The sequence below is a fragment of the Sorangium sp. So ce590 genome (assembly GCF_051521365.1).
GTDB lineage: Bacteria > Myxococcota_A > Polyangia > Polyangiales > Polyangiaceae > Sorangium.
The window spans coordinates 9,247,298-9,264,386 of sequence record NZ_CP150346.1; the positions used below are offsets into that span (position 1 = coordinate 9,247,298).

Here is a 17,089-nt window from a genome sequence, read left to right on the forward strand (position 1 = left end):
GCCAACCCCCCGGGACGCCTTTACCAAGGAAGGGCTGCGCGGCCCGGCCGAGGGTAGCCGGCGCCGCGCCCCGTCCGTCGGCCCCTCACGCCCAACCAGGAACGATCATGACCGAAGCGACCGACAATCCCCTGCTCTCTCTCGGCTTCGAGATCCCGTTCGATCGCATCCGGAGCGAGCACGTCGAGCCCGCGGTGCGCGCGCTGCTCGACGACGCCCGCGCCCGGCTGGAGGCCCTCATCGCGACGCCCGGCCCCCGCACCTACGACAGCACCCTCGCCGCGCTCGAGGCCGTCACCGATCGGCTCGACCGCGCCATGAACGTCGTCTCGCACCTCGAATCGACGTCGACCACGCCCGAGCTGCGCGCCGCCTACAACGCCGTCCAGCCGGAGGTCAGCGAGTTCCTGAGCGGCATTGCCTTGAACGAGGGCGTCTACGGCGCGCTCAAGGCGTTCGCGGCCACGCCCGAGGCCGCGGCGCTGACCGGCCCGCGGCGCCGCTTCTTCAAGAAGACCCTCGACGATTTCCGCCGGAGCGGCGCCGAGCTCGACCCTCCGGGCAAGAAGCGCCTGTCCGAGATCGACGTCGAGCTCGCGACGCTCACCCTGCGCTTCTCGCAGAACGTGCTCGACGCGACGAACGCCTTCGAGTTCGTTGTCGAGGACCCTGCCCGCCTCGCCGGCCTGCCGCCGAGCGCGGTCGAGGCCGCCCGCCAGAGCGCGCAGGACAAGGGCGTCAAGGGCTACCGCTTCACGCTCCAGGCGCCGAGCTACATCCCGGTCCTCACGCACCTCGACGACGCCTCGATCCGCGAGCGCTTCTACCGCGCCTTCAACACGCGGGCGACCGAGGGCGACCACGACAACCGCCCGCTCCTCCGCCGCATCCTCGAGCTCCGCCGCGAGAAGGCGGCGCTGCTCGGCTACGCGACCTTCGCCGATCTCGTGCTCGAGGATCGCATGGCCAAGACGGGCGCCGAGGCGCGCCGCTTCGTCGCGACGCTGCGGGAGCGCACCGAGCCGGTCTTCGCCCGCGAGAAGGAGGAGCTCGCCGCCTTCCGCCGCGAGATCGAGGGCCCTTTCGCGCCGCCGCTCTCGCCGTGGGACGTCGCCTACTACGCCGAGAAGCTGCGCCGCGCCCGCTACGACTTCGACGACGAGGCGCTCCGCCCCTATTTCCCGCTGGATCGCGTCGTCTCCGGCCTGTTCGAGGTCGCCCACCGCCTCTACGGCGTGCGCATCACGCCCTGGCAGGACGCCCCCACGTGGCACCCGAGCGTCCGCGCCTACAGGCTCCTCGAGGCGGACGGCGCCCAGAGCGCCGCCTTCTACCTCGACTTCGCGCCGCGCGAGCAGAAGCGCGACGGCGCCTGGATGCACGGGCTCGTCACGGGCGCGCCGAGCGAGGGCGGGGGCGCGGCCGGCGAGGACGCGCGGCACCTCGAGATCCTGGCGGGCAGCTTCACCCCGCCGGTCGGCGGCCGCCCCGCGCTGCTCAACCACCGCGAGGTCGAGACGCTGTTCCACGAGTTCGGGCACATGATGCACCACGCCTCGAGCCGGGTGCCGATCCGGAGCCTCGCCGGCACCAACGTCGCCTGGGACTTCGTCGAGCTCCCCTCGCAGATCATGGAGAACTGGTGCTGGGAGCGCGAGGCGCTCGATCTCTTCGCGCGCCACCACGAGACGGGCGCGCCGGTCCCGGACGACCTGCTCCAGCGGATGCGCGCCGCCCGCACGTTCCGCGCCGGCGCCACGACGATGCGGCAGCTCGGCTTCGCCGAGATCGACCTCGCGCTGCACATGGACTGGGCCCCCGAGCGCGGCGATGTCGTCGAGTTCGCGCGCGAGGTCCTCGCGCGCTACTCGCCCGTCCCGCTGCCCGAGGGCTACGCCATGATCGCCGGCTTCTCGCACCTCTTCTCGAGCCCGGTGGGCTACGCCGCCGGCTACTACTCCTACAAGTGGGCCGAGGTGCTGGACGCCGACGCCTTCTCCCGCTTCCAGGAGGAGGGCCTGTTCAGCCGGAAGGTGGGCGACGCGTTCCGGAGCCAGATCCTCGCGCTCGGCGACACGCAGGACCCGATGGATCTCTACAGGAGCTTCCGCGGCCGCGAGCCCACCCTCGACGCCCTGCTCCAGCGCAGCGGCCTCGCCTGAGCCCGCTGCGCGGCGCCCCCCTCCGAGCAATCACTTCATCGAGAAGTTGCAAGCCGACAGCGACGCCGCCGCCACGGTCTGGGTCATCGCCCAGTTGTTGAGCGACCGGATCTGCGCCTGCTCGGTCCTGAACGCGTACCCGTTCGCGAGCTGCACCTCGGTGCCGTTCCGCGGCCGGATGAACACCGAGTACCGCCGCGACGACGTCTCGACCACCATCCGGACCGTGTACGTCGTCCCGGCCGAGTACGGGAACACCGTCGTCGCCTGGTAGCGCGAGCCGTTCCGCACCCGGACGTTGCCCTGCTCGTCGAAGATCACGCTCGCCGCGAGCTCGGTCCACGCATCCGCCGCGCCGCTCGACAGCCCGACCACGCCGTCGATCTTCGACGCGCTCGGCGTCACGTCCCAGGTCGCCGTGAAGGTGCCCCACTGCGTCGTCAGCGGCGTATTCACCCACTCGCCGGCGTCCACGCTCGGGCACGACGGCGCCGGTGTCGTCGGCTGCGTCGGCTCCGTCGGCGCCGGCTGGGTCGGCGTCTGCGTCGTCCCCGAGCCGTACTCGAAGGCGCCGATGTCGATCGCGCCCACCGAGGTCCGCCGCAGCGCGCCGCCGACGGCCGCGATCGCCCCCTTCGGCGGGTGGAAGAGCGGCAGCGCCAGCGGCGACGGGAACGCGCGCCCCGAGATCCCCGACGTCTGGCTCACGCCGGCGTTGCGGAGCGGGCTCGACGCCAGCAGCGACACGTCGCGGTTGGCGATGCTCGTGAAGCCCGGATCGCTCACGATCCGCGTCCCCGTGAAGCCGGAAGGCACGGTCGTGCCCGTGGGCACGGCGTTGTTGACGCCCTTGATGAGCGGGCTGCCGGTCTTCCATCTCGCGTCGTCGCGGAAGACCTGGACGCTCCCGCCCCCGACGCGGTGAAAGACGTTGTTGTGCAGCTCGATGCTCTCGATGCCATCGAACAGGTGGATCGCCGCGCTCGACCCCGCCATCAGCAGGAACGTGTTGTTCACGAACCGGTACCGCCCGTTCGTGTCGCCCGTGCCGTCGCCGCCGACGCGCACCACGTACTGCGTGTGCGTCTTGCGGAAGACGTTGCCGACAACGTCGGAGTCCTCCCGCGCGAGCCCCGGATCCTGCCCGTCAGGGCCGATGAGCTCGAGGTCCTTGTAGAGCCCGCCCTCGATCCAGTTATAGTAGATCTCGTTCCGCTCCGCGCGGGACTTCACCGCATTGCCGCCGTTTGCATCATGGACATAGCTGTGCTGCATCCGGAACACGGCGCCCGGATAAGCGGTCTCGTCCGTGGCCATGTAGATCGGGTGCTTCTGCGTCCCCTGCCCGCACTTGTAGACCTCCACGTACTCCAGGGTCAGCGAGCCCGAGTCGCCGTCGGCGCCGAGGATGCCGTGCGCGGGGCAATCGTGGACCACGGTGTCACGAATGGTGACATCGTGACCATGGTGAAAAATGCACCTCGACGTGCCACCGGTCACATCGAACCCCTCGATCACGACGTGGTTCGCATTGAGCTCGATGGTGTTGGTGCCGCCCTTGAGGACGGGGCGCTTCCCGGAGACGCGCTTGCCGCGGATGGTGATCTTCGCGGTGGGCGTGCCCCACTTCGTGATCCTGATGTTGCCCGAGTACGTCGCGTTGCCGTCGACCTCCACCACGTCGCCCGGCTTCAGCCGGCCCGCGACGTCGCCGATGGTCTTGTAAGTCCGCGTCGGGCCGACTTGATACGTCGTGCCGGCGGCCTGCTCCTCCGCGTCCAGCTCCTCCGCGGTCACGTCCTCGTCGAGCGGCGCGCAGCCGGAGCCGACGATCGACATCGCCACAAGCGAGGCGATGAACTTACCGGCAGCGAACGACCGCGACCCAAAGCCCTGAGAAATCGAATGCATGGCTTTTTCTCCCCCGGCGTCGTCGAACCCCTGTGGTGAACAGGACCGTAACGGGCGAAGGCCACAGGGGGCAGTAAGCTAGCCTCCCACTGTCGGCCTTCGCGCCGCGAACCATCGGTGCAGACCATTCAGCACCAGAGGGGCGGATACCGGCGCTCTCGTGAGATCACTTATTCCCGGATTGCCGCGAAGGGTCAAGACGAAATGCTTTCGAAACCCAAACCAGCGATCAATTAGGTCGCACACCCGAGCTGTTTTTCACATCAAGGTTGCAAAATTCGATGCAAAACTGCAATGCGCAGTTCGTCCGCTGATGTGAGGAATGTGTAGCGAAGTGGTCGCTCGCCCGCTCCATCAAGGGCGAAATCCCGCTGAAATGTAGGTCAACGCCCAATACAACCGGGTTCTCCACGCCATTCACTGACCTTCACCTACGTTGCCCCCCGCGCTCTCGAGCTCGGAGGCGGCGTCCACGCCCCGTCGAGGCGAGTTTCTTCCCGGAAAGACGCTGCGTTCAGGAGCAGGAACTCGCGCTGTCGGCCTCGGCGATCTCGCCGCGTGTGCGCGGGGAGCAGCACCATTCACGCTTCGAGCCGCTGCCGCGGAACGTCGAGCGCGCGCCGCGGTAACACGGGCGCCGGGCGCTCTTCCGCGGCGACGAGCGCTCGCCCACGCGCTCGTCGCCGCGCGCGCGACTGAGCCGCTCTCATGTCCGATTCGGCAGCTTGTTGCGGCGGCGCCCCGACCCCGAGGAACGAGGAGCCGCTCAGGAAGGAATACTGGGAAGGACGAATCGACTCGGAAGGAGGCTTCGTCTTCTTTCGTGGATTCCCGGCTTCCTCCGGGATCCACGGGATCCGGCGCACCGAGCGGCGCCCGGCGGCGCGCTCAGCGCCTGCCCTTGAAGCCCATCATCTGCTGCACCACCGCCTCGCTCTCCTCGGCGATCGCGCCCTCCTGGGCGGCGCGATCGGCGCAGTCCTCACAGACCTTCTTCTTCTTGGTTCCGACCTTGATCGTCTTGAGCTCGTCGACCTCGCTGTTGCACTCGCGGCACGTGGGCATCGCCGGCCTTCCTTTCGCCGCGCCAGCATATCGCACCCGCGCCGGGATCGCGCACCCGCGCTGCGAGCCGCCAGCGGGGCCCGCCCGCCCGATGTTTGGCCCGGGCGTGCCGCGCGGCCTAGGCTTGGCGCCCCCACGAGGACCCCAAGGAGGAACCCCATGGATCGTAGGCAGGGCGCGCGTGCGCAGGTCGACTTCCCCGTCTCGGCGCTCGTCGACGGCCACAGGCACCGGTGCCGCGCGATCGATCTCTCCCCCACGGGCATGATCGTCGAGCGCGCGCCCGCGCTCGCGGGCCGGGCGCTGCCGGCGCTCACCCCGTTCGAGCTCGATATCGGGGCCGGGCGCCCCATCCGGCTGCGCGCCCGCCCGGTCTGGGACCGCGACAACCTGCTCGCCGTCCGCTTCGTGGTCATGAGCGACGCCGACCGGCTCACGATCGCCGAGCACCTCGACGACAGAGCCCGGCGCCGCGAGCCACTCCATTAGAGATGGCCGCCCCCGACGCAATGCGCGCCTGCAAGGGTGAAATCGCAGGAGTGCAACCCCCGGGGGATTCGCCCGGGACATCTATGCGAACTTGCGGGGAATTTTGATCTTCTCGCGGTGGCACGCGAGCTGCTAATCCAGAGGGCAGCGTTGCTGGTGCGGCCCCTCCCCCCCCCGGGCCCCGGCGACGCTTTTTCTTTTTGTCGCTCGCCGGATCCGCGGGCCGTTCACGCCGCCCGGCGCTCGATGGCGGCCCCCGCGCGGCGCCCGGGCAGCCGCCCCGGAGCGGGGGCGTCCCGCGCTACGTGCGCGGCTCCCTGCGCCGGCGTGCGGCGGAGATCGACGTCCGCGGGATGCAGGCGGCAGAGCGGCGAAGCTCGTCGAGGGCCTGCTCGGGCAGGCGCTGCACGCGGGGCCCGGCGGCGGGCGGCTCGGCAGGGGCGGCCGGGCGGGCGCCCAGGTACGGCCAGAGGCGCTCGCGGATGGGAGGCGGCAGCACGTTCTCCAGGTACTCGAGCGCGGTCCCGCGGAGGTGCGCGTCGTCGGCGTGGAGCGCCCGGTAGGCGATCTCCAGGGGCTCGCGCTCCAGGCAGAGCGAGAGCACCCGGAAGACATGCTCCAGGCTGCGGCTCGTCCGCTCGACGAGCAGGCGCTCTCCAAGGGGCGCCTCGGCCGGCGCGGACGCGTTCGCGGGCTGGGCGTCCCACACCCGGCGGTCGATCTCGATCTCCCGCGTCGCCGCCGCGATCACGTCCTCGCGGGGCAGGTGGATCGGCGCGCGATGCTGGAGCAGGCGCGCGAGCGCCACGCCGCACTGGTAGCGCACCTCGAAGCGCTCGTCGGCGAGGCCGAGCATCAGCCCGTCGGCGGCGCGCTGGGTGGGGCAGGCCTGGAGCACCCGCGGGACGCGGCGCCGGACGGCGACGCTCCCGGCCGGATCGAGCAGCGCGTCGAGGAGCTGGCCGGTCGCGCGGGGGGCGACGGCGCGGAGCGCGCGGATCGCCTCCGAGATGAGCCCCTCGCGCTCGAGGAGCGGGAGGAGGTGCGCGACGAGCGCGGGGTCCGGCTCCCGGACGAGCCCCCGGCGGACGCGCTCGGGGTCGCCCGAGCGGAGGTCGGCGATCACCGCGAGCACCGGGTCGGACGCGATCGCGGCCGACGCGGCGCGCGCCGAGAGCGGCCCTTCGGCGACCTTGCGCTCGCCCGCCGGAGGCCCGTGGCCGTCCCCGGGCGCGCGGCCGGAGAGCGGCGCGCGGCCGGAGAGCGGTGCGCGGCTGGAGAGCGGCGGACCGGCGTACGACGTGTGCTCGCCGTCCCCGGGGGCGCGCTCGCCGTCGGACCGCGCCGCCGCCCCCTTCCGGAGCGCGGCGAGCTCGGCGAGCACCCTGTCGCGGCTGAGCGCGTCGACGGTGCCGCTCAGGGTGCGGCGGGTGGTCGCGTCGACGACGCTGGCCGGGTCGAGCGAGACGGCGCCCGAGCGCAGGCTGCTCTCGAGCGCGGCCACGTAGCCCCGGTGCAGCCGCGGCGTGAAGAGCAGCGTGACGCCCACGACCGCCGTGCCGAGGCCGATGAGGAGCGGCGGCGACCCACCCCCCGGCGCGACAATGAGCAGGACCATCGCGACGCCGCTGCCCGCCGCGGTGCCGATGCGGTCGAAGCCGACGTCGATGAGCGTCTTGATCGACCGCTTCTGGTCCGGCGGCAGGGGCGTGTAGAGCAGCTCGTAGCCCGACCGGAACAGCGAGTTCCGGAGCACCGCCTCGGTGGCGCGGACGATGGCGGCCGACCAGAGCCGCGGCGCGACGACCACGGAGAGGGAGCTCGTGAGGACGGCGGCCGGGAGGATGCCGATGGTGGCGGCGAGCCCGAGCCGGTCGAGCGAGAAGGTGGCGGCGAGCGACTGCGCCAGGAACGAGAGCACGCTCACCGAGAGGTGGAAGAGCGCGAAGAACGAGAGCAGCTCGTTGCGGTCGCGCATCGCGGCGGCGGCCTCGGCGCTGAGGGCCACGTCGAACAGCGCGCCGCTCACGGCGCCGAGCGCGACGAGCAGGGCGAGGTCGCGCAGGTGGCTGCTCTCGCGCAGCGCGCGGAGCCCCGAGGCGCCGGCGCGCGGCCCCTCGCCCGCGGCGCTGGCCGCGCCCCCGCCCGGGAGGCTCGCGCCGAGGAGGTGGGTCGCCCAGGCGGAGAGCGCGCTCACTCCGGCGAGGGCGAGGAGCATGGTCGGGGCGTCCATGAGGTGGCTGGTGCGCCAGGCGAACAGGCCGCCGATCACGCCGCCGAGCGTCCCGCCGCCCGCGATGCGCCCCATGGAGTGGCGCGCCGTGTGGGGGTCGAAGCGCTCGTTGACGAGCGACCAGAAGGCGGAGATGAGGGTCGCGCCGAAGACGGCGATGTGCAGGTAGAAGACGAGGGCGGCCGCGCCGGGCGCGCGCAGGGCGAGGGCCCACTCCAGGACGAGGAGGACCGAGCTCGCGGCGCAGGTGGCGGGGACGACGCGCGCCGGGGAGAGCTGGAGGAGGGCGCGCGAGAGCAGGAGGACGGCGGCGAACGAGAGCACCGCGCCGGCGGCCATGACCTTGGGAACGTCGGCGGCGCCGAAGGTGGCGAGGAAGAGGGCGTCGCGGGTGGCCCGACCGGCGACCTGCTGGGCGATCATCGTGCCGGACGCGATGGCGGCGAGGAGGACGGCCCTGCCGCTTCCGCTCGCCGCTTCCACCTGTTCCAGCGGCATCCTAGGCGGGTTCGGCGGCGAGCACGCGGGCGTCGGTCACGACGGTCCCGAGCGCGACGTCGCCCTCGGTCGCGGGCACCTCGGCGACGAGCTGGAAGTCGAACGCGACGCCGACGGCGTGCGCCGGGGGGCAGAAGCGCGGGAGCGTGCTGTCGTAGTAGCCGGCGCCGTAGCCGATCCGGTGCCCGCGCGGGTCGATCTGGAGGGCGGGGACGACGATGACGTCGAGCGCCGCGGCCTCCTCGTCGGCGGGGTCGGGCTCGCGGAAGCCGAGGCCGCGCTCCTGCATGGCCTCGGGATCGGCGACGAAGCGGAAGGTCATGACGCGCGACTCGGGATCGATGGCGGGGTACGCCACCTGGACGCCGCGGGCGCGCAGGAGCGGGTCGAGCTCGCGGAGGTCGACCTCGTTGCGGTCCTCGATCGGGTAGAAGAGCGCGACGCGCCGGGCCGCGGCGACGGCCGGCAGCTCCGCGAGGGCGCGCTGGATGCGGCGCGACCGCTCGAGGAGGGCGTCGCGGGGGATGGAGCTGCGGACGGCCCGGGCGCGCTTCCGCAGCTCGGCTTTTGCGCGGTAGCGCAGGGCGATCTCGGCATCGGGATCCATGCTCGGTGGTTCCTCCGGCGCGCATCCTAGAGAGGCCGCCCGGGATCGGGGAACCGTCGTGTGAGAAATCGGCGCGCGGCGGCGCATGCGGTCGCGGGTGTGGCGGTTTTGCAGGGGGTGGGGCGCGGCCGAGGTTCCAGAGGGGGCAGAGGCCGGCTCGAGGGGCGGCAGCGGGCGGCGGCGACGGGCGAGCCGAGGTGAGTTCACGGACGAGCCCGGTGGCACCGCTTGTGTTGACGGCCTCGCCCGCGTAGACAGCGTGGGCAGGGCGGATGTTTGAAGCGCCAAGGTTCCAATAAGGCAATGAGCGAGCCAGGGTGGCCGCCCGAGCACGGGCCCTCGGCGATGGGAGAGAGCGATGTTCTGGGAGGATTTCAAGAAGTTTGCGATTCGTGGCAATGTCATCGACATGGCGGTCGGCGTCGTGATCGGCGCCGCGTTCGGCAACATCATCAAGTCGCTCGTCGATAACCTGATCATGCCGCCGATAGGCCTGCTGACGGGCGGCATCGACTTCAGCCAGCACTACATCGTCCTGAAGGCGCCGGGCGCGCCCGGTACGTACGCGAGCGCCGAGGAGATGGTGAAGGCCGGCGCGGTCCTCCTCCAGTATGGCCAGGTCATCAACAACCTGGTGAGCTTCATCATCGTCGCCCTCTGCGTGTTCCTGCTGATCCATCTCATGGGGAAGCTCCACAGGAAGCAAGAGGAGACGGTGACGACGAAGGATTGCCCCGAGTGCGCGATGAGCATCCCCCTCAAGGCGGTGCGCTGCGGGCACTGCACGGCGGCGCTGAAGGCGGCGTAGGGGCCGGGCTCTTCGGCAGTGGCTCCTTTCGGTGGAAGGCCCAGAACCGGCTTTTGGGAACAGGTTCTGGCGCGGGCCTTCGCATGAGGCTGACCATCGTTGCTCTCTGCCATGGATTCGCTGGGCCCATGAGGACCCCATCCTTCGAGTAGTGGTGGCGGCGGCGCGGCCTGCTGCTGGCCAGCAGGCCGCCGTGACGGAGAAGCCGGTTGCGGGGCCACGCCGCCCATACGCACCGTCCGAGGCGGCGCCGCCGCCCGCCGCAGCTCGTACCGCGAGTCCGACGCGTCGATCCACAGCTCCCCGGTCGGGAAGTACTCGTCCCGCTGCGTCAGCGTCTGCTCGTTGTTCGACGCGAAGCTCGTGCTCCCCAGGTGGTCTGGGTGGTAGTAGAGCGTCGGCGGGTCCCCGAACCAGTCCGGATCCATCTTGCTCGCGATCCGCGTCTGCCCCGCATAGATGTGCTTGGCGAACGTGTGAACATACGCCGGCGTGCACAGGCCGTCGTCCACCTCGACCCGCGACAGCACCCATTTGCTGCCGGGCTCTTGCCGAGCGACGGCAGCACGCTGAGCACCGCCGCCGTCGTGCCGCTCGCCTCGAGCTTCTCCGCCACCGCCGACGCCGCCGACCCGAAGCCGAACCCGAAGCGCGCGCTCATGCTCTCGATGACCCGGAAGTCCCCCGGCCCTTCGAGCGCCAGGTCGCCATACTCGCCCGGCTGCCAAACAAAGACGGCCGGGGGCCTCCTCGTGAAAAGACCCATGAAATGGCCGCAGTCCCTCGATCCGGAGCACGATTCCGGCGCTTCCGTCCATGGTCCCTCCCTCGGGCCATCGAATTCGGCCTACTCAGCCGCCGGAAGCTCGGCTAGCGTTCCACGCTCCGGCAACACCCTGAGCTCGCCTCTCTGGCCCGCCGGTGCATCGCGGGGGCGGGCGAACCACGTCATGACGGAGGTAACCTTGCGTAATCTCACGATAGGAGACCTGAAGCTCGCCTTGCGCGATCTCTTGGATGAGAGGGCCGACGAGCTGCGCCTGTCGGCGACAGGCAAGCTGTACGAGCGGCGACTCAGAGCAAAGCAGAAGGAGATAGACGCCATCCCCGACGCCGCGGGCACGCAGGCGCCGCTCGCCAGGGAGCTCTCCGAGGCCGACGTCCGGCACGACGGGCTCGGGGCGGCCATCTTCTTCCTCTGCAAGGCCATCGAGGCGCACCCCGCCTTGCCGTCGGCGCTCAAGGACGCGGCGGCGACCGCGCAGCAGACGTTCGTCCCGAAGCTCGAGGTGCTCCGCGCCCCCTACGCCGACGAAGCGTCGGCGGCGCTCGACAACCGGCCCGAGCTGGCGCGGCTCAAGGCAGAGCTGAAGTCCACCGCCACCCCGGGCGGGGGCAGCCTGCATGACTGGGTGAAGGCGTTCGTCGCCGCCGGCGACGACATCGACAAGCTCCTGCGCAGGCGCGCCACGCTCCTCGCCACCGGCGAGAACGCCGCGGCCACCGGCCCGCTCCGGGGCGCCGCGGTCGGGCTGCTCGGGCGCTTCCGGGATGCGCTCCGGGACGAGATCCAGGAAGAGGGCAGCGCGCTTCCGTCGGATCACGAGGCGCGGCTGTTCGCCTACATCGACAAGCTGAACGCCGATCGCGAGCGGGCCGCGCGCGGGCGCGCGGCGCCGGAGCAGGGCGCCCCCGCGCCCCCCGGCCCGCCGGCTGTGCCCACGGCGCCGGAACCGGCCGAGCCGGTGGTGCTCACCGACCCCGGCCTGTAGCCGGTACCGCATCTCCGACGCGCCCGCCGCCTGCTCAACAAGGCCCCCGCCCATGTCCCGACATGCCCGCCGCCTGCCCGGCCAGGCACCCGCCCATGTCCCGACATGCCCGCCGCCTGCCCGGCGAGGCCCCCGCCCATGTCCCGACATGCCCGCCGCCTGCTCGGCCAGGCACCCGCCCATGTCCCGACATGCCCGCCGCCTGCTCAACAAGACACCCGCCCATGTCCCGACATGCCCGCCGCCTGCTCGGCCAGGCACCCGACCATGTCCCGACATGCCGCCCAGCCCAGCGACGGCCCCCGCGCCGATCCGCTCAGCCCCCCGCGAGCAGCCGCGCGATCTCCCCGCGCTGCCGCCGCGCCGAGCGCGCAAGCGACAGCTGCCCCGCCGCCCGCTGCAGGTTGTGCGCGACCCGCGTCGGGAACCGCGCCGGATCCCAGCCGAAATACCGGTCCTCGAAGGCGTCCCGGCAGAACCGCGCCGCGAGCTCCAGCGCGATCCGCTCCACGGCGTCCGCGAGCGCCTCCCGCTCCTCCGCGCCGAACGGCCGCACCTCGCGGTAGCCCGCCACCGCGGCGGCGAAGACCTCCCGATCGAAGCGCGCCTCGGTCGCGTCCTCCCCGACCGGGTTGCACCACGAGCGCCACGCGTCGCCGAGCTCCACGTCTATCGACTGCAGCGCCAGCGTGTCGAGATCGAGCAGGCAGATCCCCTCCCCCGCGGCGGAGAAGCGCAGGTTCGAGATCTTGAGGTCGCCGTGGCAGTGCCGCAGCGGCAGGTCGAGCCGCCCCTGCCACGTGCGCCACGCGTCGAGGATCGCATCCGCCAGCCGCCTCCCCTCCCCCCCGGTGGCCGCGCCGTCCAGCCGCTCCATGTGCAGCGCCGTGTCGTGCGCGCCGGCGCGGACATGGCGGTACGCATGCTCGAGGTCGTCCACCGCCCGGTGGAACCGCCCGACAAGCGCCCCCGCCGCGCGCGCGAGCGCGGGGGAGCCGACCCGGTGGTGCGTGCGGCCGGGGATGAAGTCCATCACCCGCCACACCGCGCCCGCGCCATCCCGCGCCCAGAGGGCGCCGTCGCCCGCGCGCAGCAGCCGCGGCGTCGCGAGCCCGCGGCTCGCCAGGTGGGCGGTCACCGCCTCGATGTCGTCGTGGACCTCCGGCGCGAAGATCGGGCTCACCCGCTGCACCACGAACCGCGGCGGCTCACCGGCCCCGCCGACCTCACCGGCCCCGCCGACCTCACCAGCCCCGCCAGCCCCGCCGGCCACCCACGTTCCATTGATGAGGCCCTCGTCGTCGCAGCGGCGCACGGCGAGGCCGCGCAGGGGCGCCCATACGTCCGGGATCATCGGAACCGGAGGCTACCCGCGCCCGGTCTCCGGCGGCAAGGAAGCCGCCTCCGGCACGGCAGCGGCCTCCCGGCGCAGCGCCGCGGCCCGCCGGCGCTGCATCCACCGCGACCCGAACCAGGCGAGCACGCCGGCGCCGAGCCCCAGCCACGCGGCCGCCCCCGGGACCCCGACCCGCTCGACGAGCACCGCCCCGCCGAGCGACGTGGCGCACAGGCCGACCGTGAGGACCAGGTTGTCGATGGCCGAGAGCCGCCCGACGAAGCGGTCCGGCGACAGCCGCTGGATCTCCGCGCTCGACAGCACCCAGTTCGCGCCGCTGCCGAGCCCCCACACGAGCGCGACAGCGATCAGCGCCGCCGCGTGCCGGGTCACCGCGAACGCCGCGATCGCCGCGAACGTCACCCAGGCCGCCCCGGTCGCCGCGAGCTCGCCCCGCAGGCCGCGGCGGACCAGCGCGACGCCGACCAGCGGGCCGATCCCCGTCCCCGCGCCGCGCACGCACTGGAGCACCCCCAGCGTCAGCGCGCCCGTGCCCGCGAAGGCGAGCTGCGTCGCGAGCACGTTGAGCAGCAGCAGCGCCCCGCCGTTCGCCAGGTGGACCGGCGTCTTCGCGAGCACCGCGTCGAGCAGCGGCGGCCGCTCCCACGCGTGCGTCCAGGCGAGCGCGATGTCCCGCCGCACCGACGCGAGCGCCCCGAGCAGGCCGCCCTCCGCCGGACGCCCCTCGGCCACCATCGACGGGAGCCCCCAGAGGAACAGCGCCGACAGGCCGAACGACGCCGCGTCCAGGGCGAGCGCCATCGCAGGACCGAGCGCCGCGATCAGGCCGCCGACCGCCATCCCGACCGCGAACATGACGCTCCACGTCGCCGACACGATCGCGTTCGCCTCGAGGAGCTCGTCCGCCTCGACGACATGGCGCAGCACCGCGCTCTGCGCCGGCAGGCGCAGCGCCCCCACCGACCCGCGGGCGAAGACGAGCACCTGCACCGCCGCCACGCTGCCCAGGACCGCGGCGCCGAGCATCGCGACCGTGAGCGCGCCCTGCACCACGCTCGTCGCGATGAGCAGCCTCCGCCGATCGAGCCTGTCCGCGAGCACCCCCGCCACCGGCGCGAACAGCGCGTTCGGGAGGTGATGCCCGACGATGACCAGCGCGAGCGCCACGACCCCGCCCCCCTCGCCGCCCAGCGCGAGCAGGCTCACGGCGACGAAGCCCATCCAGTCGCCGAGCAACGAGACGATCTCGCTCAGCCAGACACGACGGAAATGGGGGCGCCGGCGGAGCAGGCTCGGTCGGGGTTCCGGGCGAAGGGCGCCGGCCGGCGTCGAAGGGACACGCACGTGGAGGCTCCTTGTCGCGCGAGCGCTACCCGACCACGTAGGGCCGCGATCGCCCGCCATGCGCCGCGTACCCGCCCCTGTCGAGCCCGGCCGGACGTCGCTCCGCAGATCGCTCCGCAGGCGGCGTGGACGCACCGGACAGATCGTGCCTGCCGCTGTTCATCCAGGGCACACCATGCTAATCGCGCTCTGCTTCATGCGGATCTGCGCCATCATTCCTGCCTACCAGGCCGAGCGCAACGTGGAGGACGTCACACGAGGGGCGCTCCGGGTCAACGGCCTGGGCGGCGCCGTCTTCGTTGTGGACGACGGGTCGAGCGACCGGACGGCCGAGCGCGCGCGCGCGGCGGGCGCCACGGTGCTGATCCACCCGGAGAACCTGGGCAAGGGCGCGGCCCTGCGCACCGGGATGGAGCTCGCCCTCGCCGCGGGCTTCGACGTGGCGGTCACGATCGACGCGGACGGCCAGCACCCGCCGGAGGAGGCGCGGCGCCTCATCGAGGCCGACGTCGACCCCGAGGCGCTCGTGCTCGGCATCCGGGATCTCGTGTCGGCGGGCGCGCCGCGCGCGAACCAGATCTCGAACCGGATCTCGAACTTCTTCCTGTCGCTCTTCGCGGGCCGGCCCTTCGCCGACACGCAGTGCGGCCTGCGCCGCTACCCGCTCCGGACGACGCTCTCGCTCGGCGCGCGCGACGACGGCTACGCCTTCGAGGCGGAGATCCTCCTGCGCGCGGTGGCCGCCAAGCTCCGCATCGTCGAGGTGCCGACCCGGGTCATCTATCCGACCGAGGAAGAGCGGCTCACGCACTTCGACAGCGTGCGCGATCCGGCGCGGATCGTGGGCCGGGTGCTGGCGACGCTCGCGCTCACGCGCGGGCTCCGCCACGTGCCCGCCGCGCCGGCGCCGTCCCCCGACGCGCGCCGCGCCGCCGTGGCGAGCGCGCGCGCCGCCGAGATCGACCCCCACCCGTCGCAGCCGACAGCGGCGCCCCCCTGATCCGGGACGCGCGCTCTGGAACGCGTGACGGCCCGGGCCGGATCCAGCGCGGACGCGGCGTCGGGCAGCGCCGCGTCCGGCAGCGCCGCGTCCGGCCCCCCCGCGTCCGGCCCCCCCGCGGGCGCGCTCCGGCGGCCCTCGCGCCTCGCCCGCCACCGGCGCAAGCTCGTCGCGGCCGCGGCGCTGCTCGCCGCGCCGGTCCTCGCGCACCTCGGCATCGGCGCCGCGACGCGGATCGAGCCGCCGCCGATCCGCGCCGTCGCCGGTGAGCCCGCGGCGGGGCCGGCGGGGCTGCGCGTGCTCGGCCCCGCCTACGCGCGCCGCCGCGGCCGGATCCTCGAGGCGCGCCTCGCCGGATCGCCGGAGGAGATCGGCCACCAGCACGGCCGGCTCTTCTACCCGGAGATGGTCCAGAACGAAGGCACCCTCCACGAGCAGCTCCGCCGTCACGTGCCCGTCGCCCCGCTCCGGTGGCTCCTCATGGACCTCTCGCGCCTCCAGTTCCGCGGCGTCGACGAGGGCATGAGCGACGGCGCGCGGCGCGAGATCGCCGCGCAGGCCCGCGCCTTCTCGCCCGACCCGTTCGACGGGGTCCTCCCCACGTACCACCGCTTCATCTTCCTCCAGTCGCTCTACGACATCGCGCTCTCGTTCGAGCACTCCCCGCTCATCGGCTGCACGAGCTTCGCCCTCACCGGGGCCGCGTCGGCGGGCGGGAACGCGGTGCTGGCCCGCAACTTCGACTTCGAGGCCGGGCCCGTCTTCGACGAGGGCAAGGCGGTGTTCCTCGTGCACGAGCAGGGGAAGATCCCGTACGCGTCGGTGTCCTGGCCCGGCCTCGTCGGCGCGGTGACCGGGATGAACGCCGCCGGCCTCGCGCTCGTCGTCCACGGCGGGCGCGCCGGCGAGCCGCGCGCGGCGGGCGAGCCGGTCGTGCACACGATGCGCGACGTGCTCGGCCGCGCGCGGGGCGTCGACGAGGCGCTCGCGATCCTCGAGGCGCGCGCGCCCATGGTCTCCCACCTCGTGATGCTCGTCGACGCGGCCGGCGAGGCGGCGATCGCCGAGCGGGCGCCCGGCGCGCCGCTCCACGCGCGCCGCGGCCGCGGCAAGGTCCCGCTCACGAACCACTTCGAGGGGCCGCTCGCCGGCGACCCGCGCAACCGGCGCGTCGAGGCCGAGACCTCGACCCACGCGCGGCGCCGCCGCCTCGACGAGCGGCTCGCGGCCCTGCCCGACGGCGCGACCGTCGAGGCGGCGGTCGACGTCCTGCGCGACAGGCGCGGGCCCGGCGGCGCGCCGCTGCCGCTCGGCGACCGGCGCGCGATCGACGCGCTCATCGCGACGCACGCGGTCGTCATGGATGCGACGGCGCGCGTCCTCTGGGTCAGCGAGGGCCCCCACCTCGCCGGCCGGTTCCTGCGCTTCGACCTGGCGCGGCTGCTCGACCCGACCTTCGACCCCGCGCTCGACCCCGCCGAGCCGGAGGCGCTGCCCGAGGATCCGCTGCTCACGAGCGGCGACTACGCCGCCTGGGAGCGCGCCGGCTCGCCCCACACGGGCGAGCTCGGCAGCAGCGCGCCCGGCCCCTCCGCCGGGGGCGGCGAGCGCGGCCGCGACGCTCCATGAGAGCACGACCGCGTCGCTCGCCGAGCGCGGCGGCCGCGAGGATCCTTCAATAATCTCCGCGGCGCGGCCGCGACGCGCTTGAATAATCTCCGCGGCGCGGCCGTGACGCGCTTAAATAACCTCCGCGACGCGCGCAGCTTCACAGCCGAGGCCGGTGCGCAACTGTTTCGCCCTCGTTTCACAACAGGGCCGCGTCGTCCACGCCCGTACACCG

12 protein-coding genes and 1 pseudogene are annotated in these 17,089 nt (G+C 73.1%); 7 read left to right on the plus strand and 6 right to left on the minus strand.

All coding sequences use genetic code 11. The features are described from left to right. The first annotated feature begins 107 nt into the window (after positions 1-107). Positions 108-2,162, plus strand: a complete 2,055-nt coding sequence (locus WMF28_RS35025; RefSeq protein WP_437597871.1) for a M3 family metallopeptidase — start codon at positions 108-110, stop codon at positions 2,160-2,162. A 30-nt stretch (positions 2,163-2,192) separates the two neighbouring features. On the opposite strand, the gene WMF28_RS35030 is transcribed toward WMF28_RS35025, so the two are convergent. Next, positions 2,193-4,073 (minus strand): hypothetical protein, encoded by a 1,881-nt coding sequence (locus WMF28_RS35030; RefSeq protein WP_437597872.1) that lies wholly within the window; start codon positions 4,071-4,073, stop codon positions 2,193-2,195. 641 nt (positions 4,074-4,714) lie between these two features. On the opposite strand from WMF28_RS35030, the pseudogene WMF28_RS35035 reads away from it, so the two are divergent. Then, positions 4,715-4,819: pseudogene (locus WMF28_RS35035) on the plus strand (protein adenylyltransferase SelO family protein); the annotation flags it as partial. Positions 4,820-4,961: 142 nt separating this feature from the next. Here WMF28_RS35035 and WMF28_RS35040 read toward each other — a convergent pair. Beyond that, positions 4,962-5,138 (minus strand): hypothetical protein, encoded by a 177-nt coding sequence (locus WMF28_RS35040; RefSeq protein WP_437495098.1) that lies wholly within the window; start codon positions 5,136-5,138, stop codon positions 4,962-4,964. A gap of 159 nt (positions 5,139-5,297) precedes the next feature. On the opposite strand from WMF28_RS35040, the gene WMF28_RS35045 reads away from it, so the two are divergent. Next, entirely contained in the window at positions 5,298-5,627 is a 330-nt protein-coding gene (locus WMF28_RS35045) for a PilZ domain-containing protein (protein WP_437480723.1), read from the plus strand. A 301-nt stretch (positions 5,628-5,928) separates the two neighbouring features. Here the strand turns inward: WMF28_RS35045 and WMF28_RS35050 are convergent, their stop codons facing one another. Further along, positions 5,929-8,358 carry a hypothetical protein gene (locus tag WMF28_RS35050; protein WP_437597873.1) on the minus strand — a complete coding sequence of 810 codons (2,430 nt, stop codon included), beginning with the start codon at positions 8,356-8,358 and terminating at the stop codon, positions 5,929-5,931. A gap of 1 nt (position 8,359) precedes the next feature. After that, positions 8,360-8,965: a 5-formyltetrahydrofolate cyclo-ligase gene (locus WMF28_RS35055; RefSeq protein ID WP_437597874.1), complete on the minus strand. Its 606-nt coding sequence runs from the start codon at positions 8,963-8,965 to the stop codon at positions 8,360-8,362. 358 nt (positions 8,966-9,323) lie between these two features. On the opposite strand from WMF28_RS35055, the gene mscL reads away from it, so the two are divergent. Both mscL and WMF28_RS35065 read left to right on the plus strand, forming a co-directional pair. Further along, a complete protein-coding gene (gene mscL, locus WMF28_RS35060; RefSeq protein WP_437597875.1) occupies positions 9,324-9,773 on the plus strand; it encodes a large conductance mechanosensitive channel protein MscL in 450 nt (149 codons plus the stop codon). 965 nt (positions 9,774-10,738) lie between these two features. Beyond that, on the plus strand, positions 10,739-11,545 hold the full coding sequence (locus tag WMF28_RS35065) for a hypothetical protein (RefSeq protein ID WP_437597876.1): 807 nt from the start codon (positions 10,739-10,741) through the stop codon (positions 11,543-11,545). 316 nt (positions 11,546-11,861) lie between these two features. Here WMF28_RS35065 and WMF28_RS35070 read toward each other — a convergent pair whose 3' ends face one another. After that, positions 11,862-12,899 (minus strand): phosphotransferase enzyme family protein, encoded by a 1,038-nt coding sequence (locus WMF28_RS35070; RefSeq protein ID WP_437597877.1) that lies wholly within the window; start codon positions 12,897-12,899, stop codon positions 11,862-11,864. Between the two features lie 12 nt (positions 12,900-12,911). After that, positions 12,912-14,246, minus strand: coding sequence for an MFS transporter (locus WMF28_RS35075; protein ID WP_437597878.1), 1,335 nt, complete (start codon positions 14,244-14,246; stop codon positions 12,912-12,914). Between the two features lie 175 nt (positions 14,247-14,421). On the opposite strand from WMF28_RS35075, the gene WMF28_RS35080 reads away from it, so the two are divergent. Further along, positions 14,422-15,246, plus strand: a complete 825-nt coding sequence (locus tag WMF28_RS35080; protein WP_437597879.1) for a glycosyltransferase family 2 protein — start codon at positions 14,422-14,424, stop codon at positions 15,244-15,246. A 24-nt stretch (positions 15,247-15,270) separates the two neighbouring features. Then, a complete protein-coding gene (locus tag WMF28_RS35085; RefSeq protein ID WP_437597880.1) occupies positions 15,271-16,875 on the plus strand; it encodes a C45 family autoproteolytic acyltransferase/hydolase in 1,605 nt (534 codons plus the stop codon). Positions 16,876-17,089 lie beyond the last annotated feature (214 nt).